This window comes from Arthrobacter sp. 01T414, from assembly GCF_056398965.1.
Map to the genome: position 1 here is coordinate 196,794 of NZ_JBFTQK010000006.1, position 22,308 is coordinate 219,101.

Below are 22,308 nucleotides of genomic sequence, written 5' to 3' on the forward strand. Positions count from 1 at the left end.
CACTGCTGAGGGAGCGTTGGTGGTATATGCCCCGCCTCTGAGGGAGCGTTGGGTGGTGTGCCGGCCACTTCTGAGGGAGCGTCCGGCGTACGGCCGCCGGTGCTGAGGAAGCGTTGGTGATGTCCGCTCCGGTGCTGACAGAGCGTCATCCCTGGTTTGGTGGTTAAAGGGGGAGAGCCTCCAACCTGGTGGTTGGAGGCTCTCGACCTAATGTATGTCCGGCGGTGACCTACTCTCCCACACCCTCCCGGGTGCAGTACCATCGGCGCTGTGGGTCTTAGCTTCCGGGTTCGGAATGGGACTCGTCTGGCGACGGGTTTGTTGTTTGGGAACCACATAGTGGACGCAAGCAGTCTTGTTTCTTTTTACCYSACCCCKTGGGTGCAAACGCTTTTGAAGGAACGTTTGCGGGGTGGGTGTGTGGTGTAAGTTATCGGCCTATTAGTACCGGTCAGCTTCACGAGTCGTTAGTCCTCGCTTCCACATCCGGCCTATCAACCCAGTGGTCTGGCTGGGGGCCTCTCACACACAAGGTGTATGGAAATCTCATCTCGAAGCGAGCTTCCCGCTTAGATGCTTTCAGCGGTTATCCCATCCGAACGTAGCTAATCAGCGGTGCACTTGGCAGTACAACTGACACACCAGAGGTTCGTCCGTCCCGGTCCTCTCGTACTAAGGACAGCCCTTCTCAAATTTCCTGCGCGCGCAGCGGATAGGGACCGAACTGTCTCACGACGTTCTAAACCCAGCTCGCGTACCGCTTTAATGGGCGAACAGCCCAACCCTTGGGACCTACTCCAGCCCCAGGATGCGACGAGCCGACATCGAGGTGCCAAACCATGCCGTCGATATGGACTCTTGGGCAAGATCAGCCTGTTATCCCCGAGGTACCTTTTATCCGTTGAGCGACGGCCATTCCACAATGTACCGCCGGATCACTAGTCCCGACTTTCGTCCCTGCTCGAGATGTCTCTCTCACAGTCAAGCTCCCTTGTGCACTTACACTCGACACCTGATTGCCAACCAGGCTGAGGGAACCTTTGGGCGCCTCCGTTACTTTTTAGGAGGCAACCGCCCCAGTTAAACTACCCATCAGGCACTGTCCCTGACCCGGATTACGGGCCGAAGTTAGATGTCCAAAGTGACCAGAGTGGTATTTCAACGATGACTCCACCCGAACTGGCGTCCGGGYTTCAACGTCTCCCACCTATCCTACACAAGCCACTCCGAACACCAATACCAAACTATAGTAAAGGTCTCGGGGTCTTTCCGTCCTGCTGCGCGTAACGAGCATCTTTACTCGTACTGCAATTTCGCCGAGTTTATGGTTGAGACAGCGGGGAAGTCGTTACTCCATTCGTGCAGGTCGGAACTTACCCGACAAGGAATTTCGCTACCTTAGGATGGTTATAGTTACCACCGCCGTTTACTGGGGCTTAAATTCTCAGCTTCGCCTTGCGGCTAACCGGTCCTCTTAACCTTCCAGCACCGGGCAGGAGTCAGTCCGTATACATCGTCTTGCGACTTCGCACGGACCTGTGTTTTTAGTAAACAGTCGCTTCCCCCTGGTCTCTGCGGCCCCTGCACGCTCCGGACAGCWWGTGTCCATCACGATAGGGGCCCCCCTTCTCCCGAAGTTACGGGGGCATTTTGCCGAGTTCCTTAACCATAATTCTCTCGATCGCCTTAGTATTCTCTACCTGATCACCTGTGTCGGTTTGGGGTACGGGCGGCTAAAACCTCGCGTCGATGCTTTTCTAGGCAGCATAGGATCACCGAATCCCCCCATACGGGGGTCCCGTCGGGTCTCAGGCATCATGAACGGCGGATTTGCCTACCGTTCGCCCTACATCCTTAGACCGGGACAACCATCGCCCGGCTCGGCTACCTTCCTGCGTCACACCTGTTAATACGCTTGCCTCCCAGGATCAGGTCCCGCGCTCCACCAAAACCCTCACACCACAAGGGYGATCGGGCAGGTCTCGGGCGGTTAGTRTCCCCTGTTCAGCATGGGCGGTTTTTCGCCGGTACGGGAATATCAACCCGTTGTCCATCGACTACGCCTGTCGGCCTCGCCTTAGGTCCCGACTTACCCAGGGCAGATTAGCTTGACCCTGGAACCCTTGATCATTCGGCGGACGGGTTTCTCACCCGTCTTTCGCTACTCATGCCTGCATTCTCACTCGTGTAGGCTCCACCGCTGGTTTACACCGCGACTTCACTGCCCACACGACGCTCCCCTACCCATCCAGACGCCTGAACCACAAGGGCTTAGCTAATATCTGAATGCCACAACTTCGGCGGTGTACTTGAGCCCCGCTACATTGTCGGCGCGGAATCACTTGACCAGTGAGCTATTACGCACTCTTTTAAGGATGGCTGCTTCTAAGCCAACCTCCTGGTTGTCTTCGCAACTCCACATCCTTTCCCACTTAGCACACGCTTAGGGGCCTTAGTTGGTGGTCTGGGCTGTTTCCCTCTCGACTATGAAGCTTATCCCCCACAGTCTCACTGCTGCGCTCTCACTTACCGGCATTCGGAGTTTGGCTGACGTCAGTAACCTTGTAGGGCCCATTAGCCATCCAGTAGCTCTACCTCCGGTAAGAAACACGCAACGCTGCACCTAAATGCATTTCGGGGAGAACCAGCTATCACGAAGTTTGATTGGCCTTTCACCCCTACCCACAGCTCATCCCCTCCATTTTCAACTGAAGTGGGTTCGGTCCTCCACGACGTCTTACCGTCGCTTCAACCTGGCCATGGGTAGATCACTTCGCTTCGGGTCTAGATCACGCCACTGCAACGCCCTGTTCAGACTCGCTTTCGCTACGGCTTCCCCACACGGGTTAACCTCGCGACGTAACACTAACTCGCAGGCTCATTCTTCAAAAGGCACGCCGTCACAACTACAAGGCTGCTCCGACGGATTGTAAGCACACGGTTTCAGGTACTGTTTCACTCCCCTCCCGGGGTACTTTTCACCTTTCCCTCACGGTACTGGTCCGCTATCGGTCATTAGGGAGTATTTAGGCTTATCAGGTGGTCCTGACAGATTCGCACGGGATTTCTCGGGCCCCGTGCTACTTGGGATACTTCACCAGGCGGCACACTACATTTCGGTTACGGGGCTCACACCCTCTCTGGCCGGCCTTTCAAGACCGTTCACCTATGCACATGCTCTCACCCCACTGTCCCGGCAGAGACAGAACGGAAAGTCCCACAACCCCGACCATGCAACGCCCGCCGGCTATCACACATGGAACGGTTTAGCCTGATCCGCGTTCGCTCGCCACTACTAACGGAATCACTATTGTTTTCTCTTCCTGCGGGTACTGAGATGTTTCACTTCCCCGCGTTCCCTCCACGCACCCTATGTGTTCAGATGCGGGTCACCAGATCACTCGCGCGTCTGGCGGGGTTTCCCCATTCGGACACCCTGGGATCACAGTCCGGTTATCGACTCCCCCAGGCTTATCGCAGATTCCTACGTCCTTCTTCGGCTCCTAATGCCAAGGCATCCACCGTGTGCTCTTAAAAACTTGACCACAAAAGATCAAGGAGTAATTTCGAGAGAACCATGAAACCAACCCCGCACCCCGAAAGGCACGGAACCAGATCCAGGTTCATAATTCTTGGAAATTGCTTCTTATAAAAGATGCTCGCGTCCACTATGTAGTTCTCAAACAACAACCCCRTRCMACACACCCCACACACCCTCAGGTGCATGAAACGTCGCAGCCGGGAAACCAGAAACACAAGTCCCACACCCCGCACCCCTCCCCTTCACAGGAAAGAACCACAGGCCATGGYCCTGTTGTCTCAGGACCCAACAGTGTGCCAAACACTAAACCGCKYMTYCCCTCCCCGCACCGTTCCAGGACACCCGYACTCCAAAGAGCGCAGCATCCGTACTGGGTGCCGGCAGGAAACCGGCGGCCGCTATTCGTTGATATTCCACCCGTGAGCACCCGCCGCAGAACWWKCGTCTGCGCAACGGGCGTACTCCTGACAACACCACCACACAGGCATAACGCCCGGCGGGGTTGTTGTAGGYGCTCCTTAGAAAGGAGGTGATCCAGCCGCACCTTCCGGTACGGCTACCTTGTTACGACTTAGTCCCAATCGCCAGTCCCACCTTCGACAGCTCCCTCCCACAAGGGGTTAGGCCACCGGCTTCGGGTGTTACCAACTTTCGTGACTTGACGGGCGGTGTGTACAAGGCCCGGGAACGTATTCACCGCAGCGTTGCTGATCTGCGATTACTAGCGACTCCGACTTCATGGGGTCGAGTTGCAGACCCCAATCCGAACTGAGACCGGCTTTTTGGGATTAGCTCCACCTCACAGTATCGCAACCCTTTGTACCGGCCATTGTAGCATGCGTGAAGCCCAAGACATAAGGGGCATGATGATTTGACGTCGTCCCCACCTTCCTCCGAGTTGACCCCGGCAGTCTCCCATGAGTCCCCGCCATTACGCGCTGGCAACATGGAACGAGGGTTGCGCTCGTTGCGGGACTTAACCCAACATCTCACGACACGAGCTGACGACAACCATGCACCACCTGTGAACCGGCCCCAAAGGGGAAGGACTGTTTCCAGCCCGGTCCGGTCCATGTCAAGCCTTGGTAAGGTTCTTCGCGTTGCATCGAATTAATCCGCATGCTCCGCCGCTTGTGCGGGCCCCCGTCAATTCCTTTGAGTTTTAGCCTTGCGGCCGTACTCCCCAGGCGGGGCACTTAATGCGTTAGCTACGGCGCGGAAAACGTGGAATGTCCCCCACACCTAGTGCCCAACGTTTACGGCATGGACTACCAGGGTATCTAATCCTGTTCGCTCCCCATGCTTTCGCTCCTCAGCGTCAGTTAATGCCCAGAGACCTGCCTTCGCCATCGGTGTTCCTCCTGATATCTGCGCATTTCACCGCTACACCAGGAATTCCAGTCTCCCCTACATCACTCTAGTCTGCCCGTACCCACCGCAGATCCGGAGTTGAGCCCCGGACTTTCACGGCAGACGCGACAAACCGCCTACGAGCTCTTTACGCCCAATAATTCCGGATAACGCTTGCGCCCTACGTATTACCGCGGCTGCTGGCACGTAGTTAGCCGGCGCTTCTTCTGCAGGTACCGTCACTTTCGCTTCTTCCCTACTGAAAGAGGTTTACAACCCGAAGGCCGTCATCCCTCACGCGGCGTCGCTGCATCAGGCTTGCGCCCATTGTGCAATATTCCCCACTGCTGCCTCCCGTAGGAGTCTGGGCCGTGTCTCAGTCCCAGTGTGGCCGGTCACCCTCTCAGGCCGGCTACCCGTCGTCGCCTTGGTGAGCCATTACCTCACCAACAAGCTGATAGGCCGCGAGTCCATCCAAAACCACAAAAAGCTTTCCACCCCCCACCATGCGATGAGGAGTCATATCCGGTATTAGACCCAGTTTCCCAGGCTTATCCCAGAGTTAAGGGCAGGTTACTCACGTGTTACTCACCCGTTCGCCACTAATCCCCGGYGCAAGCACCGGATCATCGTTCGACTTGCATGTGTTAAGCACGCCGCCAGCGTTCATCCTGAGCCAGGATCAAACTCTCCGTTGAAGTAAAACAGACACAACCAACAACCCCGGGAAAACGAGGAAAGARGGCTGCACAAAATTTGAAACCAGCTGTAAAAACCATGCCATCCACGGGGTGGACAACACAGCCAAAACAACCAATCAATAAAACAATTGGTATCAACAAACTTGGCACACTATTGAGTTCTCAAACAACAGACACATTCGAATACTTCTCGAAACAATTCACCAAGTGAATTTCTTTTGTTTCGCATTTCTTCGCTGCGATGTATTTAGCTTATTTCATTCATTTCCACTTTGCAAACCCGGAAGTTTTCCCGGAATTCACCCTGTGGAGACGAATCCGCCCAGCAAAATGCGAAGCAATTTCGATTTCCCGCGTCTTGCGCAGGAAGAATTGCTTCTCTTTTGTTGGGGGTTTGTCACCGCTCATCGGTGGCGACTCAGAAAACATTACACGCTCCCCTCCGGCCGCGCAAATCGGCCTGGAGGGAAGCGTGCAGGAGGCCAAACCGCAGCCAAACGCAGTACGCCGGCTAGGCGCCTGAGACCTCCACGGTCGCCAGGTTCTTCTTGCCGCGGCGGAGCAGCAGGTAGCGGCCGTGCAGGAGCTCGCCGGCCGCAATGACGGCGTCGGGGTCGGAGATCTTGGTGTTGTTGACGTAGGCCCCGCCCTCCCCCACGGTCCGGCGGGCCGCGGACTTGCTCTCGGAGAGGCCGGTAGCCACCAGCAGGTCGATGATGCCGAGTCCTGAGCCGTCCACGGTGGCGGACGGCAGTTCCGCCGTCGCGGCCCGGAGGCTTTCCGCATCCAGCGCGGTAAGGTCGCCTCCACCGAACACGGCTGCCGAGGCTGCGATGACCTTTTCGGTCGCCTCGACGCCGTGCACCAGCGAGGTCACCTCGTAGGCGAGCTTCCGCTGGCCTTCACGAGCGAAAGGCCGCTCGGCCACCGAAGCTTCGAGGGCTTCGATTTCGGCGCGGCTAAGGAAGGTGAAGACCTTGAGCCGGGCGGCCACGTCGGCGTCGGCGGTGTTGAGCCAGAACTGGTAGAAGGCGTACGGGCTGCACATCTCCGCGTCCAGCCAGATCGCGTTGCCCTCGCTCTTGCCGAATTTGGTGCCGTCCGAGTTGGTGATCAGCGGGGTGCCCAGGGCGTGGACGTGCTTGCCTTCGACCTTGCGGATCAGGTCGGTGCCGCTGGTCAGGTTGCCCCACTGGTCCGAGCCGCCGGTCTGCAGCACGCAGCCGTAGTCGCGGAACAGCTGCAGGTAGTCCATCCCCTGCAGGATCTGGTAGCTGAATTCTGTGTAGCTGATCCCCTCGTCGGAGTTCAGCCGGGTGGCCACGATGTCCTTCTTGATCATCGTGCCCACGCGGAAGTGCTTGCCAATGCCGCGCAGGAAGTCGATGGCGCTCAGCGGGGCGGTCCAGTCGAGGTTGTTCACCATCCGGGCCGCGTTTCCCCCCTCGAAGCTGAGGAAGCGCTGGACCTGGCCCTGCAGCCGGCCCACCCACTCGGCGACAGTCTCGGGGGTGTTGAGCACCCGCTCGGCGGTCTGCCGGGGATCACCGATCAATCCGGTGGAGCCTCCCACAAGTCCCAGGGGCTTGTGTCCGGCCAGCTGGAGCCTGCGCATCAGCAGCAGCTGCACGAGGTTTCCAAGGTGCAGGCTGGGGGCTGTCGGGTCGAAGCCGCAGTAGTACGTTGCGGGGGCGCCGGCGAGCAGCTTCTCCAGCTCCGCCTCGTCCGTGGAAACGTGGACAAGGCCGCGCCATTTCAGCTCCTGCCAGATGTTGGCGAAGCCGGGGTCGTTCTGCTGGGACTGAAGATCATTTAGCTGGGACACGGAATCTAAGTTAGCAGGATCGCCGCGGCCGGACGGCCCCCGCCCGGCGCGTGACGGCGACAGCCCGCGCAGCAGGCGCGGGCCGCCGTCCTACTCTTCTATGCCCGCGGGGACCGGGGCGGCCGCGATGAGGCGCAGGCGCTGGGTGGGACGGGTCATCGCGACGTACAGATCGCCCACCCTGCCGTGCTCGTGGTTGAGCATGGCGGACGGCTCCAGCACCACGACGCCGTCGAACTCCAGGCCCTTGGCCTCGCGGGGGCTGATCACCACAATGTCCTGCTCGTAGCTGCCCGCGCCCGTGCCGACGCGGCGGCCGTACGCGGCGCGGAGCGCTGCGGTTGCCTCCGGCAGGAGCCCGCCGTCGGCGATCACGGCCAGCAGGCCGCCGTCGAGCGCGTCCAGCTCCTCGGGAAGGACCTCAAGCAGCCTTTCGACGATCGCGCCGGAGTCGACGCGGTCGATCACCGGAGACCAGCGACCTTCGCGGACCGCCTTGGGCGCCGAGACAACCAGGCCCGCGGCGTTGGCCATCCGGGCTGCCGCCTCGGCGATCTGGGACGGGGTGCGGTAGTTGACCGTGAGTTCCTCAAGCTGCCAGCGGTCCCCGAACATCGGGGCCAGGGCGCTTTGCCAGGATTTGGCCCCGGCCACGGAACTGGTCTGGGCGATGTCGCCGACGATCGTAAAGGACTTCAGCGGGCAGCGGCGGACCAGCAGCCGCCACTGCATGGGCGAGAGCTCCTGCGCCTCGTCCACCACAATGTGGCCAAAGGCCCAGGTGCGGTCGCTCGTGGCACGCTCGGCCGCGGTCAGCCGCGCCTCGCGTTCCTGGTTCTGGTCCACGAGTTCTTCGGCCGAGATGAGCACGTCCACGCCGGCTGTCTCCATGTTGACCAGGGTCTGCTTGGCGTTGGCCAGGTCCCGGGCGCGGTCATGCTCCTGCTGGGCCAGGCTCCGGCCGGCAGCCGGATCCAGTTCGCCGAGCAGTTCGGCGGCCTCGTCCAGCAGCGGCACGTCGGACTCGGTCCACGGCGAACCGGCAGGCCGGAGGAGCATGGCGCGTTCGGCATCAGTGAGGTTCGGCGTGCACGCCTCGAGGATGGCGGGCTTGCTCAGCAGCTCCCCCACCAGCTTCTCCGGCGTCATCGGCATCCAGCACAGGTTCAGGGCCACGCGGACGTCCCGCGCCGAACGGACGTCCTCGGCCAGGTAGGAGCGGTCGGCGTTGTTGCCGATGCTGCCGGCCTCGACCAGTTCGGTCATCTGCTCGGTCAGTTCGCGCAGCAGGATCTTGACGAAGGAGACCCTCGCCTCGTTGTGCGGCTTCCCGGTGGCGCGCGCCTTCTCGCGGGCCCGGCGGACCTGCCGCGGGGTCAGCACAAGTTTGCGCCCGTCCACTTCGAGGATGCGGTTTTCGGCAGGGATCCGCTGCCGGTTGGCGACCGCGTTGGCTACTACCTCGGCCATGTCGAGCCGGCCCTTGATGGCAGCGACGTCGGAATCGTCCTCGGCGACGGCGTGGATGCCGGGCATCAGCCGGCCCAGACTGGCCATCACGACGCCGGTCTCACCGAGGGAGGGCAGAACGCGCTCGATGTAGTTCATGAACGACGACGACGGGCCCACCAGCAGCACACCGGCGGTCTTGAGCCGGTCACGGTGGGTGTAGAGGAGGTAGGCGGCGCGGTGCAGGGCGACGGCGGTCTTGCCGGTGCCGGGACCGCCCTGGACAACGAGTGCCCCGGAGATGGAGGAGCGGATAATCCGGTCCTGCTCGGACTGGATGGTGCCGACGATGTCCGACATCCGGCCGGTGCGCTTGGAGTTCAGCGCCGCGAGCAGCGCGCCCTCGCCCTGCAGGGAGTCGTTGTCGGCCAGGAGGTCGGCGTCGAGCACGTCGTCCTCGATCGCTTTGACCTCGCGGCCCTGCAGGATCAGGTGCCGGCGGCGGCGCACACCCTGCCGGTCGAAGGCAGTGGCCTGGTAGAAGTGGCCGGCTTCCGGCGCCCGCCAGTCCACCATAAGGCGCTGGAGATCCTCGGTGGTGAGGCCGATGCGGCCGATGTACTGGGCTTCCCCGGAGTCGAGGTCGAGGCGGCCGAACACGAGGCGGTCGTCGACGGCGTCGAGCTGTGCGAGGCGGTCCTCGTAAAGTGCGGCGAACGCGTCCCGTTCGGAGACGTTCTGCATGGTCCCCACGGCCCCGGCACGGCGGACCTGGGCGAGCTGGGCGCGCTTCTCCGCCCGCAGCTCATCCAGCCGGGCATACAGTCCGGCCACATAGTCGCGTTCATGGGCCAAATCAGCGTCGTGCATCGAACGTTCCCCTATCGAAAAAGACAGACCAACCATTCTACTACCATTTCGGCGGTCGTCCCCGAAATATGTCAGTTTTCATCAGGTCTGACATTGTTCAGGCATTGTACCGAGGCGGCCGGCTGCATCGGCGCCACCTGCCGGCCGGCTACAGGCCGAGCAGGGAATGGACGTGGTGCCCGGCCAAGGCCGCGCGTCCGTTCAGTTCGCCGAGTTCCATCACCACGCCGACGCCGGCCACCTCGACGCCGCAGCGCTCGAACAGCCGGGCGGCCGCGCCAAGGGTGCCGCCGGTGGCGAGGACGTCGTCGAGGATGAGCACCCGGGTGCCCGGAGCGAGGTCCGAGGTGTGCAGTTCCAGGGTGGCGGTGCCGTATTCCAGCGAGTAGTCCTCGGAGACCACTTCGCGCGGCAGCTTGCCGGCTTTTCGGACCGTCACGACGCCGGTGTCCGTGGCGTAGGCGGCGGCCGCAGCCAGCAGGAACCCGCGGGCCTCCACGCCGGCGACGGCGTCGAACTGGCCGTGGAAGGGTTCCACCAGCGCGTCGACCACTGCCTTAAGGGCGGCGCCGTCGGCGAAGACGGGCGTCAGGTCCTTGAACACGATCCCCGGTTTGGGGTAGTCCGGGACGGTGGCGCACAGGCTGGCGATCAGCTCATCCACCGGGGTCGCGTTGTTCGTCTGGGGAAGGTCCTGCTCGCTTTGTTTCACCCGTCAATCGTACTGGCTGGTAGCAAACGCGCTTTCCGGCCACGGCCTTCCGGCCGGACCTACCTACCGGGCGCAGGCGGCTCTGTCCCGCTGGCCGCCCCGCCGCCCCCAGCCTCCGGGGACCGCAGGAGGTCGTGGGCAAACCCGTACCGGACCAGTTCCAGCGCCTTGGCGAGCGCATGCTCGGCGTCGAACCGGATGGCCGCCGCGGCACTCAGCCGGGCGTGGTCGTTCGCCCAGCCGGAACGGTGGAACCGGTCGGCGTCGCCGTGCAGCAGCCGCCCATAGAGCACGTCCTCGAAGCGGTCCGTCCCTGTCTCCAGGGGCGGTTGGTTACCCTGGCCGGATTCCGGCAATTCATGCTGGCGGCCCTGGACCATTTCCGCGGTGAACAGACCGACCACATGGTCCGCGCCCACGGCCAGGTGGGGGTCCGCGGAGTAGTTGCAGAGGCGGAGGGCCCGCACCACGAGCTTGAGTGAAACGTGCTCGTCGCGGACGATGAATTTGCGCAGCAGCGCGGCCCGGAACAGCTCGATCCAACGCCGGCGTTCCCCCTCGGTCCCGGCCGCGCTGGAGGGCGCGTGGGGTGGCTCGGTATCGCCCTGGAACAGCTCCACCATGCGGAAGTATTCGGCCGCCAGTTGTTCGAAAATCAGCAGCCGTTCGAGTTCGTTGCCCGGCTTTCCGCGTTTACCTTCGCCCATGGGTGCCGCCTATGCCGAGCGGACCTTCGCCGCCTTGTAGCGTGACACGGTGGGGTCTCCGGTGAGCCAGAAACGCCACGGGTAGTCGTCGGTGCCACCGGCGCCCGAGACGCCCACCCTCGGCCCCGAGCTGATCTCGGCGGCCGGGTCGGGCGGCAGTTCGAGCCGGAACGGAGGGCTGAGCACGTCACGGCCGCTGTCCGCCGTCGTCAGGCCCAGGGCGGTGGCGAACCGGGCCGGGCCGCTGGCGAGGTCCTTCCGGGCTTTCGACGCCGGCCGGCGTGCGAGGGCCAGTTCCTCCCCCGCCACGACTTCCCCGGCGCGCAGGAGCAGCGCGGAGGCGACTCCCGCCGGACCGCAGACGATGTTGGCGCAGTGGTGCATCCCGTAGGTGAAGTAGACGTAGAGGTGCCCCGCCGGGCCGAACATCGGGGCATTCCGCCGGGTCTGGCCGCGGAAGGTGTGCGAGCCGGGGTCCGGGTGAAGCGAGTCCTCCGGCCCGAGGTAGGCCTCAACCTCGGTGATCCGCACTGCGACCGTTCCGCCATGGCTCTCATGCGTCAGCACGGCTCCCAGCAGGAGCGGGGCCAGGGTCCGCGCGTCGGCGGACAGCAGCGCACGCAGCTCCTCGGGCGTCACGCTGGAATCCATCCTCCGACTTTAACAAACCGCTCAATGGCGGCATAGCGGCCTTCCACGGCGGTGTCCGATTTCCGCTAGCAGAGGGCGGCGGCAGCTGGCAGGATGGAGCCATGGACTTCTGGCAGCGCTACCGGGCAATCGATGCCCGGGACCCCCGTTTCGACGGGCAGTTCTACACCGCTGTCCGCACCACCGGCATCTACTGCCGGCCGTCCTGCCCGGCGCGCACTCCCAAGGCCGGCAATGTCACCTTCTATGAGACCTCCGCCGCGGCGCATGACGCAGGTTACCGGGCGTGCAAGCGCTGCCTCCCGGAGGCGGTGCCGGGCACCCCGGCGTGGAATGTCCGCTCGGATATCGCCGGCCGGGCCATGCGGCTGATCAACGACGGGGTGATCAACCGCGACGGCGTGGAAGGCCTGGCCGCCCGGCTTGGCTACTCCTCGCGGCAGCTCAACCGGATCCTCAGCCATGAACTCGGTGCCGGTCCGCTCTCGCTGGCGCGGGCCAGCCGCGCCCAGACCGCGCGGACGTTGCTGGTGTCCACCTCGATGAAGGCGGCGGACATCGCGTTTGCCGCCGGTTTCAGCAGCGTCCGCCAGTTCAACGAGACCATCACCGAGGTCTTCGCGATGACTCCGTCGGCGCTCCGGGCCACGGCGCGGCACCAGCACGTTCCGGCCCGGAATGCGGTGGCCTCTACGGCGCTGACGTTGAACCTGCCATACCGGGAGCCGTTCGACCCGGGGGTGTTCGGGTTCCTGGCCGTCCGCGCCATCCCGGGCATCGAGGAGGGGACTTCCACCTCGTACGCCCGGACCCTGCGACTGGCCCACGGGGATGCCCGTTTCCGGGTGGACTACGATGCCGGTTCAGCGGGCCGGCCCCTGAGGCTGACCATTGGGGCCGTGGACCTGCGGGATCTGGCCTCCCTGCTCAGCCGGGTCCGGCGCCTGCTGGACCTCGACGCCGACCCGGTCGCGATCGACACGTCCCTCGCCGCCGATCCACGGCTGGCCGCCGGTGTCGCCGCGGCCCCCGGCATCCGGATGCCCGGAGCCGTGGATCCGCAGGAGCTGCTGGTCCGCGCCATGGTCGGCCAGCAGATCACCGTGGCCGCGGCGCGGACCGCCCTGGTCCAGCTTTCGGCGTGCGGCAGCGAATGTCTTGTTCCCGCCGACGGCTTGCACCGGCTCTTCCCGACGGCGGCGGAGATCGCGGAGGCCGGTTACGGGCTGCTGCGCGGGCCGCAGCGCCGCATCGACTCCATCCGCGGGGCGGCCGCGTCGATGGCCTCCGGGGACCTGGACTTTGGCTATGGCGACGATCTGGCCGGACTGCAGGCCAAGCTGCTGCCGCTGGCCGGCGTCGGGCCCTGGACGGTGGGATACCTCGCGATGCGCGTGATCGGCGCCCCGGACGTCTTCCTGGCCAACGACGCCGCAGTCCGCAACGGCATCCGCTCGCTGACACAGGACCCGGCTGGCGACACGCTCTCCCCCGATTTTCAGGAAGTCAGTCCCTGGCGCTCCTACGCCACCATGCATCTCTGGCGCGCGGCCGCGGTCCGGCCGCCGGTGCGGACCACAACGGCCCGGCCACAGCCAACAGCCTCGACGAAAGTGACGAAATGAAAGCCCAGCTTTTGACCATGTCCACTCCGGACGGCCCCTTCACCATCATTGCCCGGGACGGGGCGGTGCTGGCCTCGGGCTGGACCGCGGTCCCCGGCGAACTCACCGGCCAGATCCACGCCGAACTGCTGCCGGCAGGCTACGAAGCTGTCTCGGAGCTGGGCAGCATCTCCGCCGCCGTCGAGGACTTCTACGACGGCAACCCGGCCGCCGCGATGACCGTGCCGGTGCTGCAGAAATCGGGCCCCTTCCGCAGCCACGCCTGGGACATGCTCCGGACGGTGGCTCCGGGACATCCCGTGACCTACACCGAATACGCGGAACTGTCCGGCAACGCCAAAGCCGTCCGGGCGGCGGCCAGCGCCTGCGCTTTCAACGCGGCGGCCCTCTTTGTGCCGTGCCACCGCGTGGTCCGCACCGACGGCAGCCTGGGCGGGTTCCGGTGGGGGCTCGCCATCAAGGAGAGCCTGCTGGACCGCGAACGGCAGCTCGCCCTCGCGGTGCAGGCCTAAACTTTAGGCCGGCATTTCGGCAGACTTTTCGGCTGGCTCTTTTACTCGTTCGCCAACCGATTCGTCAGCTACTTCGTCACCGGAACGCCCGCTGGCCACGGCAGCAGCGCAGGCAGTTCGACGCCGTCGGCCGCAGCGGTTGCGCGGAGGCTCCCCAGCGTGGGCGTGCGTCCGGCCAGCCACGCCGCGATGTCGGTGAGCATGCCGTTGATCGCGGTGGAGTGACCGCCGGGGGCGCCGAGCGCGATAGAGGGCAACCCGAGCGGCTGCAGCACAAACCGCTCACCCTCGGGCACGCGGGCGGCCAGGAACTCAAAGAGGTGTTCGCAGAACGTCCTGCTCCACGTTTCAGGCCCGCGGCCGGTACCGAGGTCCGTGGCGTGGATGGTGAGTTCGCGCCAGAGCGCGAGGCCGCCGTCGTACACGACACCGTCGCGGAAGGTGATGCGAGCCTGCCAGCCTGCCTCGTCCAGGGAGCCGAACGCAGCCAGGGCCCGCTCGGTGGCGGCGGCCAGGGCGGTCCGGTGCTGCTCAGCGCTATGGCCGGCGGCCAGCTCGATAGCCCGGTTGCGGCCCTCATAGCCGCCGTCGTAGAGCTCGATGCTTTCGCCGCGGCCGGAGTATTCGACCTGGCGCGCCATCGCGTTGGCGATGCCGCACACGTGGGCCAGGACGTGCCCGCGGGTCCAGCCGGGCAGCTCCGAGGCGGCAGCGATGTCCTGGTCGCTCAGTTTCGCTGCAATTCCGGTCACGACGTCGGCGGCGCGGCGGAGTTCCTCCAGCAGGTTTTCAGGGGTGATAGAAGTCATGGCGCCCATCCTAACGGAGCGTCCGGATTAACCACGGTTAACTGGGCTGGGGATCCCCTGCCCCGTCCGGGCGCGGCCCGTAGCGGTGCCGGATGTGGCGGCGGTCGTGCCGGGCCTGCCAGAATTCGAGCTCGCGCGGCTGCAGGGCGTACAGCTGCCAACCGGGGTTGATGCTGCCGTCGGAGCCGGGCCGGGCCTTCCAGTCGGCGGCAGAAGCTTCCGCGGAGAGCTCGACGACGTCACCGGCCACGCGGACCTGGCGGCCCAGTGGCTGCCAGAAGAAATTCAGCGCGGCGCTCGGGTTGGCGGTGAGCTCCTGCCCTTTGCGGGACTCGCGGGAGGTGGCGAAGTGCCAGCCGTCGTCGTCGATGTCCTTGAGGATCAGCATCCGGGAGGACGGGCGGCCGAGTGCGTCGGCCGTGGCCAGGCTGCAGGCATTCGGCTGCGGCACCCCGGCGGCCAGGGCTTCGGTGAGCCACTGCCGGAAGAGCTCTGCGGGATCCTCGGGCGCCTGCGCCGGATCAAAGTCCGGCAACTCGGCCGGGAAATCGGGCAGCGCGCGCAGGAAAGCGCGGAACGATTCGCTCATTCCGCCATGCTAGCCGGGACTTGCGCGGCGGCAAACGCACAACGCTCCCTCACTTTCGGCAGGAAATCCACCGACGCTCCCTCACTTACGGCGGGAAATCCACCGACGCTCCCTCACCTTTGGCAAGAAATCCACCGACGCTCCCTCACTTATGGCGGGAAATCCACCAACGCTCCCTCACCTTTGGCAAGAAATCCACCGACGCTCCCGCAATCGGTGAGGGAGCGTCGGCGAAAACGCCACCAGACCTGAGGGAGCGTCGGCGAAAACGCCACCAGACCTGAGGGAGCGTCAGCAGAAACGCCACCAGACCTGAGGGAGCGTCAGCAGAAACGCCACCGGACCTGAGGGAGCGTCAGCAGAAACGCCACCAGACCTGAGGGAGCGTCGGCGAAAACGCCACCAGACCTGAGGGAGCGTCTGTGGCTAGCCGGCGTACGCGCGCACGCCTTCGAGCTCGGCCTCGAGGGCCAACAACTGGCGCTCGACGGCGGCCGGTGCGGTACCGCCCTGCGAGTTCCGGCTGTTCAGCGAACCCTCGGTGGACAGCACGGTGCGGACCTCCGGGGTCAGGTGCTCCGAGATGGCGGCGTATTCCTCGTCCGTCAGGTCCCAGAGTTCGACGTCGCGGCTTTCGGCCTGCTTCACCGCGGCACCGGAGAGTTCATGCGCCTCGCGGAACGGAACGCCCTGCCGGACAAGCCATTCGGCGATGTCCGTGGCCAGCGCGAAGCCCTGCGGGGCCAGCGATTCCATCCGCTCGGTGTTGAACTTCAGCGTCGCGATCATGCCGGACACGGCCGGGAGCAGCAGCTCCAGGGTATCGGCGGCGTCGAAGACCGGTTCCTTGTCCTCCTGCAGGTCGCGGTTGTACGCGAGCGGCAGGCCCTTGAGCGTGGCCAGCAGCCCGGTCAGGTCGCCGATCAGCCGGCCTGCCTTGCCTCGGGCCAGTTCGGCCACGTCCGGGTTCTTCTTCTGCGGCATGATCGATGATCCGGTGGAGTAGGAATCGTGCAGCGTCACGAAGGAGAACTCCTTGGTGGCCCACAGGATCACCTCTTCCGACACGCGGGAGAGGTCCACGCCGATCATGGCCGACACCCACGCGAACTCGGCAAAGACATCGCGGGAGGCGGTGCCGTCGATCGAGTTGTGCGTGGCGGAGAAGAAGCCCAGGTCCGCGGCGACGGCCTCCGGGTCCAGGCCCAGTGATGACCCGGCCAAGGCGCCGGAGCCGTAGGGCGAGACCCCGGCGCGCTTGTCCCAGTCGGCCAGCCGCTGCACATCGCGCAGCAGCGCCCAGGCGTGGGCCAGCAGGTGATGGCTGAGCAGGACCGGCTGGGCGTGCTGCAGGTGGGTGCGGCCCGGCATGGCCACGCCCTGGTGTGCCTTGGCCTGCTCCACCAGCGCGTCGATCGTGGCGAGCACGCCGCGGGCGATGATCCGGGCGTGGTCGCGCAGGAACATCCGGCCCAGGGTGGCGACCTGGTCGTTGCGGGACCGGCCGGCGCGGAGCTTGCCGCCCAGCTGGGGTCCGGCGCGTTCGATCAGGCCGCGCTCCAGCGAACCGTGCACGTCCTCGTCGGACTCGGCCGGGGTGTAGGCGCCGGAGGCGACGTCCTCATCCAGCCGGTCCAGGGCGGCCAGCATCCCCGCCAGCTCGGCGTCGTCCAGCAGACCGGCCTTGTGCAGCACGCGGGCGTGCGCCTTGGACCCGGCAATGTCGTAGCGGGCCAGCCGCCAGTCAAAATGCGTGGACTTGCTCAACGCGGCGAGGGCGTCCGCGGGGCCGCCGGCGAACCGGCCGCCCCACAGCGCACCGGTGTTTGTTGCCTCAGCCTTGGTGGTTTCAGACTCAGCCACGCGGGCTACTTTCCTGCGACGCGGATGTCGCGGCCGGAGGCAACCTTGGCGGACATGCCCCACAGCTCGATGAAGCCGCGTGCCATCGACTGGTCGAACGTGTCGCCGGTGTCGTAGGTGGCGAGGTCGAAATCGTAGAGCGAAGTCTCGGAGCGGCGGCCGTTGACGATCGCCTGGCCGCCGTGCAGCACCATGCGGATGTCGCCGGAGACGTACTTCTGGGTGTCTTCGATGAAGGCGTCCAGGGAGCGCTTCAGCGGGGAGAACCACTGGCCGTCGTAGACCAGCTCGGACCAGCGCTGGCCGACCGTGGCCTTGAACCGGGCCTGCTCGCGCTCGATGGTGATGTCCTCGAGGTGCTTGTGCGCGGTGATCAGTGCCATCGCGCCGGGGGCCTCGTAGATTTCGCGGGACTTGATGCCGACGAGGCGGTCCTCGACGACGTCGATCCGGCCCACGCCCTGGGCGCCGGCGCGGCGGTTGAGTTCCTTGATGGCCTGCAGCGGGGTGACCTTGACACCGTCGATCGCGACCGGGACGCCGGCTTCGAAGGAGATGGTGGCTTCGTCCGGGGCCGGCGGGAATTCCGGGGTGGCGGTGTAGTCGTAGATGTCCTTGGTGGGCGCGTTCCAGATGTCCTCGAGGTACCCGGTCTCGACGGCGCGGCCCCAGACGTTCTGGTCGATCGAGTACGGGTTCTTCTTGGTGGTCTCGATCGGCAGTCCCTTTTCCTCGGCGAAGGCGATGGCCTTGTCGCGGGTCAGGGCGAGGTCGCGGACCGGGGCGATGCACTTCAGGTCCGGGCCGAGGGTCTGGATGCCGACCTCGAAGCGGACCTGGTCGTTGCCCTTGCCGGTGCAGCCGTGGGCCACCGTGGTGGCGCCGAATTCGCGGGCGGCCTTGACCAGGTGCTTGACGATCACCGGGCGGGAGATCGCGGAAACCAGCGGGTAGTGGCCCTGGTAGAGGGCGTTGGCCTTCAGCGTGGGCATGCAGTATTCGTTCGCGAACTCGTCGGAGGCGTCGGCGACGTAGGCCTCGACGGCGCCGCAGCCCAGGGCACGCTGGCGGATGGTCTCCAGCGACTCACCGCCCTGTCCGACGTCGACCGCCACGGCAATGACCTCGGCGCCGGTCGCTTCACCGATCCAGCCGATGGCTACGGAAGTATCCAGGCCACCGGAGTAGGCCAGCACAATACGCTCAGTCACTTCAAATGCTCCTTAGTTGTTGGGGGTCTTAATTGTCTGGTGCAAAATTATTGGCCGGCTTCTTCGGCCAGCTGCAGGAAGCGGGCGGCGACGGCGGCGCCGCCCGCCGGATCGCGGGTAACCAGCAGCACGGTGTCGTCCCCCGCAATGGTCCCGAGGATCGAGGGCATTACCGAGTGGTCGATCGCGAGGGCCAGGAAGTTCGCGGCGCCCGGCGGGGTCCGGAGCACCACAAGGTTCGCGGAGGCCTCGGCCGTGACCAGCAGTTCGCCGCAAAGCCGGGCGAGCCGGGCGTCGAGGATCTCCTGCGTCACACCGCTCTTGGCGGCGCGTTCCCCGCCCTCCCCCGGCACCGCGTAGACGAGCACGCCTTCCTTGCCGCGGACGCGGACCGCGCCGAGCTCGACGAGGTCGCGGGACAGCGTGGCCTGGGTGACCTGGACGCCGTCGTCCGCGAGCAGGGCCGCAAGCTCGGCCTGCGAGCGGACGGATTCTCCGGTCAGGATGGCGGTGATCCGCGCCTGCCGGGCCGTCTTGGTGGCCGGGCTGGCCCCCTGGGCGGCGGGCTGGACGGACATCAGTCCAGCCCCTCCGCCGGCGCCAGCCCGTCCACCGGCGCGAGCCCATCAACAACGGCCAGTCCGGAGCGGTGCATGAGCCAGGCCATCAGGGCCTTCTGCGCGTGCAGCCGGTTTTCGGCCTCGTCCCAGACCACGGACTGCGGGCCGTCGATCACGCCGGCGGAGATCTCGTAGCCGCGGTAGGCCGGAAGGCAATGCAGTACGACGGCGTCCGGCGCGGCGAGGGTCATCGCGTCCTCGTCCACGGAGTAATCGCGGAACAGCTGCAACCGGGCTTCCTTCTCGTCCTCCTGGCCCATCGACACCCAGGTGTCGGTGGCGACGACGTCGGCGCCGCGGAGGGCTTCGGCGGCGTCGACCGTGACCAGCACCGAGCCGCCGGTCTCGGCGGCGCGTTCCTCGGCCGCGGCAATGATTTCCGCGGCCGGGAGGTAGCCCTCCGGGCCGGCGATGCGCACGTGCATGCCGGCGGTGACCCCGGCCAACAGGTAGGAGTTGGCCATGTTGTTGGCGGCGTCGCCGAGGTAGCTCATGGTGAGGCCCGAGAGGGTGCCCTTGTGCTCCTTGACCGTCAGCAGGTCGGCGAGAAGCTGGCAGGGGTGGTAGTCGTCGCACAGGGCGTTGATCACCGGGACGCGGGAGTTCTCGGCCATCGCGACGAGGCCGGAGTGCGCGCCGGTCCGCCACACGATGGTGGAGACCATGCGTTCGAGGACCTTGGCGGTGTCCTCGACGGACTCCTTGTGGCCGATCTGCGCCTCACCCGGGTTGATGATGAGGGCGTTGCCGCCCATGTCCGCGATGCCGGTGGCGAAGGAGACGCGGGTGCGGGTGGAGGTCTTGTCGAAGATCACGGCCACGGTCTGGCGTCCGCTGGCCTCGGCGGCAAACGGCTGGACGCTGTACGGCGCGGCCTTCATCCGGACGGCGAGGTCCAGGACCTCGGCCTGCTCGGCCGGGGTGAGGTCCGTGTCCTTGAGGAAGTGGCGGGTAGGCACTGCGGTGGTCTCAGGGGTGGTCACTGGGCGTCCTTTGCGGTCTGGAGGAGGGCCGGCAGGGCGGCCAGGAAGCTGTCCGCCTGCGCCGCAGTCAGGATCAGCGGCGGGGCGAGCCGAATGGTGTGCGGGCCGGGGCTGTTGACGATGAATCCGGCGTCCAGGCCGGCGGAGACGACGGCGGGGGCGACGTCGGCGTCGAGGTCGAAGCCGATCAGCAGGCCTTCGCCGCGGACCTCGGTGACGCCGTCGATCCCGCCGAGGCCGGAACGCAGGTGCTCCCCCACCTCCCGGACGTGAGCGAGCACGTGCTGGTTCTCGAGCACGTGCAGGGTGGCCAGGGCCGCCGCGGTGGCCACCGGATTGCCGCCAAAGGTCGTCCCGTGCTGGCCGGCGGAGAGCAGGGCAGAGACCTCGGGGCCGAAGGTGAGCAGCGCGCCGATCGGGAAGCCGCCGCCGAGGCCCTTGGCGAGGGTCACGGCGTCGGGCACAATCCCGGCGTCCTCGCTGGCCAGCCACTTGCCGGTGCGGCCGATGCCGGTCTGGACCTCGTCCAGGATCAGCAGGGCACCGGCGGCGCTGGTGGCCTCGCGCGCTGCCTTCAGGTAGCCGGCGGGCAGCGGCCGGACGCCTGCCTCGCCCTGGATCGGTTCGAGGAAGACGGCTGCGGTGGAGTCGTCAATTTCGGCGCGCAGCGCGTCGATGTCACCGAAGGGGACGTGCACGACGCCGCCGGGCAGCGGAGCGAACGGCGCCCGGTAGGCCTCCTTCGACGTCAGCGCCAGGGCGCCCATGGTGCGGCCGTGGAAGGCGCCTTCGAGGGCGATGATCTTGGTGCGGGGCTTCTGGGCACTGTCCGGGCTGGCGCCCGTGTTGCGCCGGGCCAGCTTGAACGCGGCCTCGACGGCTTCGGTGCCGGAGTTGGCGAAGAACACCTTGGAACCGGCCGGCGCCTTGGAAAGTTCCAGCAGCTTCTCGGCGAGGGCGATCTGCGTGGGGCTCGTGAAGAAGTTGGAGACGTGGCCCAGGGTGGCGAGCTGGCTGGCGATCACCGAGGTCACGAATGGGTGGGCGTGGCCCAATGCGTTGACCGCGATGCCGCCGAGCAGGTCCAGGTACTCCTTGCCGTCGGCGTCCCAGACGAGGCAACCGGCGCCGCGGACCAGCACGCGCTGCGGGGTGCCGAAGACGCCCAGCAGCGAGGAAGAGTAGCGGGAGAGCCAGTCTGCTCCGCTGCTGCTCGGGACAATGGTGGTTGCGGCGGCCTCCGCAGCGATGAGGGCCCCGCCCGCTTCGCGGTGCCCGACCACACCCTGGCCCCCATCGCTGCTGCGGCCTTCGGCGAAATCGTTCAGTTCGGTGCTGCTCACTTGGCGTTCACTTCCTCATCCGGGACGACCTGGGTTCCGATGCCCGCGGTCGTGAAGGTTTCCAGCAGCATCGAGTGCGCCAGCCGGCCGTCGACGATGTGGGCGCGTTCCACGCCGCCCTCGACGGCTTTGAGGCACGCTTCCATTTTGGGGATCATGCCTGATTCCAGGCCCGGCAGCATTCCGCGCAGTTCCGAGGCCGTGAGCGAGGAGATGAGCGATGACCTGTCCGGCCAGTTGGCGAAGAGGCCTTCGACGTCGGTCAGGATGACGAGTTTGGAGGCGCCCAGGGCCTCGGCGAGGGCGGCCGCGGCGGTGTCGGCATTGACGTTCAGCACTTGGCCCGTGGTGGATCCGTCGGCGGTGGTTTCCGGCGCAACGGTCGAAATGACCGGGATCCGGCCCGCGGCCACGATGTCCAGGATGCCTTCCGGGTTCACCCCGACGACCTCGCCGACGAGGCCCAGGTCCACTTCTTCGCCGTCCACGACGGTGCCGGTGCGGACGGCACGCAGCAGGCCGCCGTCTTCCCCGGACATCCCGACGGCGTAGGGCCCGTGCGAGTTGATCAGGCCCACGAGTTCGCGGCCCACCTGGCCGGTGAGGACCATCCGTACCACGTCCATGGCCTCAGGCGTGGTGACGCGCAGGCCGCCCTTGAACTCGGATTCGATGCCGAGCCGGCTGAGCATGGCGTTGATTTGCGGGCCGCCGCCGTGCACCACCACCGGGTGGATGCCGACGTGGTGCAGGAAGACCACGTCCTCCGCGAAGGCGCGGCGCAGCTCCTCGTTGACCATGGCGTTTCCGCCGTACTTGATCACCATGGTGGTCCCGGCGAAGCGCTGGATCCAGGGCAACGCCTCGATCAGGGTGCCGGCCTTGTCCTGCGCATCGGCCATGGAGGTGGTCTCGCGGGTCTGCGTGTTCATCGTCGTCCTTACTGT

At 65.6% G+C, this 22,308-nt stretch carries 15 protein-coding genes and 2 rRNA genes; 2 read left to right on the plus strand and 15 right to left on the minus strand.

From position 1 onward, the window contains the following. Nucleotides 1-420 precede the first annotated feature (420 nt). The 7 genes from AC1DK9_RS14435 to AC1DK9_RS14465 form a co-directional block, all read right to left on the minus strand. Nucleotides 421-3,545, minus strand: a 23S ribosomal RNA gene (locus tag AC1DK9_RS14435). A 518-nt stretch (nucleotides 3,546-4,063) separates the two neighbouring features. After that, nucleotides 4,064-5,589: ribosomal RNA gene (locus AC1DK9_RS14440) — 16S ribosomal RNA — on the minus strand. The 16S and 23S rRNA genes sit together here, the layout of an rRNA operon. Before the next feature lie 514 nt (nucleotides 5,590-6,103). Next, nucleotides 6,104-7,417 (minus strand): tyrosine--tRNA ligase, encoded by a 1,314-nt coding sequence (tyrS, locus tag AC1DK9_RS14445; protein ID WP_476916351.1) that lies wholly within the window; start codon nucleotides 7,415-7,417, stop codon nucleotides 6,104-6,106. Between the two features lie 90 nt (nucleotides 7,418-7,507). Then, nucleotides 7,508-9,736, minus strand: a complete 2,229-nt coding sequence (locus AC1DK9_RS14450; protein WP_476916352.1) for a HelD family protein — start codon at nucleotides 9,734-9,736, stop codon at nucleotides 7,508-7,510. A gap of 148 nt (nucleotides 9,737-9,884) precedes the next feature. Further along, nucleotides 9,885-10,448, minus strand: coding sequence for an adenine phosphoribosyltransferase (locus tag AC1DK9_RS14455; protein ID WP_476916353.1), 564 nt, complete (start codon nucleotides 10,446-10,448; stop codon nucleotides 9,885-9,887). 59 nt (nucleotides 10,449-10,507) lie between these two features. Continuing rightward, nucleotides 10,508-11,155 carry a hypothetical protein gene (locus AC1DK9_RS14460; protein ID WP_476916354.1) on the minus strand — a complete coding sequence of 216 codons (648 nt, stop codon included), beginning with the start codon at nucleotides 11,153-11,155 and terminating at the stop codon, nucleotides 10,508-10,510. A gap of 9 nt (nucleotides 11,156-11,164) precedes the next feature. Then, a complete protein-coding gene (locus AC1DK9_RS14465; RefSeq protein ID WP_476863413.1) occupies nucleotides 11,165-11,806 on the minus strand; it encodes a DNA-3-methyladenine glycosylase in 642 nt (213 codons plus the stop codon). Between the two features lie 101 nt (nucleotides 11,807-11,907). On the opposite strand from AC1DK9_RS14465, the gene AC1DK9_RS14470 reads away from it, so the two are divergent. After that, nucleotides 11,908-13,431: an AlkA N-terminal domain-containing protein gene (locus AC1DK9_RS14470; RefSeq protein WP_476916355.1), complete on the plus strand. Its 1,524-nt coding sequence runs from the start codon at nucleotides 11,908-11,910 to the stop codon at nucleotides 13,429-13,431. Continuing rightward, on the plus strand, nucleotides 13,428-13,943 hold the full coding sequence (locus AC1DK9_RS14475) for a methylated-DNA--[protein]-cysteine S-methyltransferase (RefSeq protein ID WP_476916356.1): 516 nt from the start codon (nucleotides 13,428-13,430) through the stop codon (nucleotides 13,941-13,943). Before AC1DK9_RS14470 ends, AC1DK9_RS14475 begins: the two co-directional genes overlap by 4 nt. A gap of 68 nt (nucleotides 13,944-14,011) precedes the next feature. Here AC1DK9_RS14475 and AC1DK9_RS14480 read toward each other — a convergent pair whose 3' ends face one another. The 8 genes from AC1DK9_RS14480 to argB all read right to left on the minus strand — a co-directional run bounded on the left by AC1DK9_RS14480 (nucleotide 14,012) and on the right by argB (nucleotide 22,293). Further along, nucleotides 14,012-14,752, minus strand: a complete 741-nt coding sequence (locus tag AC1DK9_RS14480) for a maleylpyruvate isomerase family mycothiol-dependent enzyme (protein WP_476916357.1) — start codon at nucleotides 14,750-14,752, stop codon at nucleotides 14,012-14,014. A gap of 37 nt (nucleotides 14,753-14,789) precedes the next feature. Beyond that, nucleotides 14,790-15,341 carry a pyridoxine/pyridoxamine 5'-phosphate oxidase gene (locus AC1DK9_RS14485; protein ID WP_476916358.1) on the minus strand — a complete coding sequence of 184 codons (552 nt, stop codon included), beginning with the start codon at nucleotides 15,339-15,341 and terminating at the stop codon, nucleotides 14,790-14,792. Nucleotides 15,342-15,767: 426 nt separating this feature from the next. After that, entirely contained in the window at nucleotides 15,768-17,204 is a 1,437-nt protein-coding gene (gene argH, locus AC1DK9_RS14490; RefSeq protein WP_476916359.1) for an argininosuccinate lyase, read from the minus strand. Between the two features lie 5 nt (nucleotides 17,205-17,209). After that, entirely contained in the window at nucleotides 17,210-18,415 is a 1,206-nt protein-coding gene (locus tag AC1DK9_RS14495; RefSeq protein WP_476916360.1) for an argininosuccinate synthase, read from the minus strand. Between the two features lie 47 nt (nucleotides 18,416-18,462). Beyond that, on the minus strand, nucleotides 18,463-18,993 hold the full coding sequence (locus AC1DK9_RS14500; RefSeq protein WP_175323272.1) for an arginine repressor: 531 nt from the start codon (nucleotides 18,991-18,993) through the stop codon (nucleotides 18,463-18,465). Then, entirely contained in the window at nucleotides 18,993-20,018 is a 1,026-nt protein-coding gene (gene argF, locus AC1DK9_RS14505) for an ornithine carbamoyltransferase (RefSeq protein ID WP_476916361.1), read from the minus strand. The genes AC1DK9_RS14500 and argF overlap by 1 nt, the downstream gene beginning before the upstream one ends. Next, entirely contained in the window at nucleotides 20,015-21,268 is a 1,254-nt protein-coding gene (locus AC1DK9_RS14510; protein ID WP_476916409.1) for an acetylornithine transaminase, read from the minus strand. The genes argF and AC1DK9_RS14510 overlap by 4 nt, the downstream gene beginning before the upstream one ends. A gap of 89 nt (nucleotides 21,269-21,357) precedes the next feature. Next, nucleotides 21,358-22,293: an acetylglutamate kinase gene (gene argB / locus AC1DK9_RS14515; RefSeq protein ID WP_476916362.1), complete on the minus strand. Its 936-nt coding sequence runs from the start codon at nucleotides 22,291-22,293 to the stop codon at nucleotides 21,358-21,360. Nucleotides 22,294-22,308: the final 15 nt, after the last annotated feature.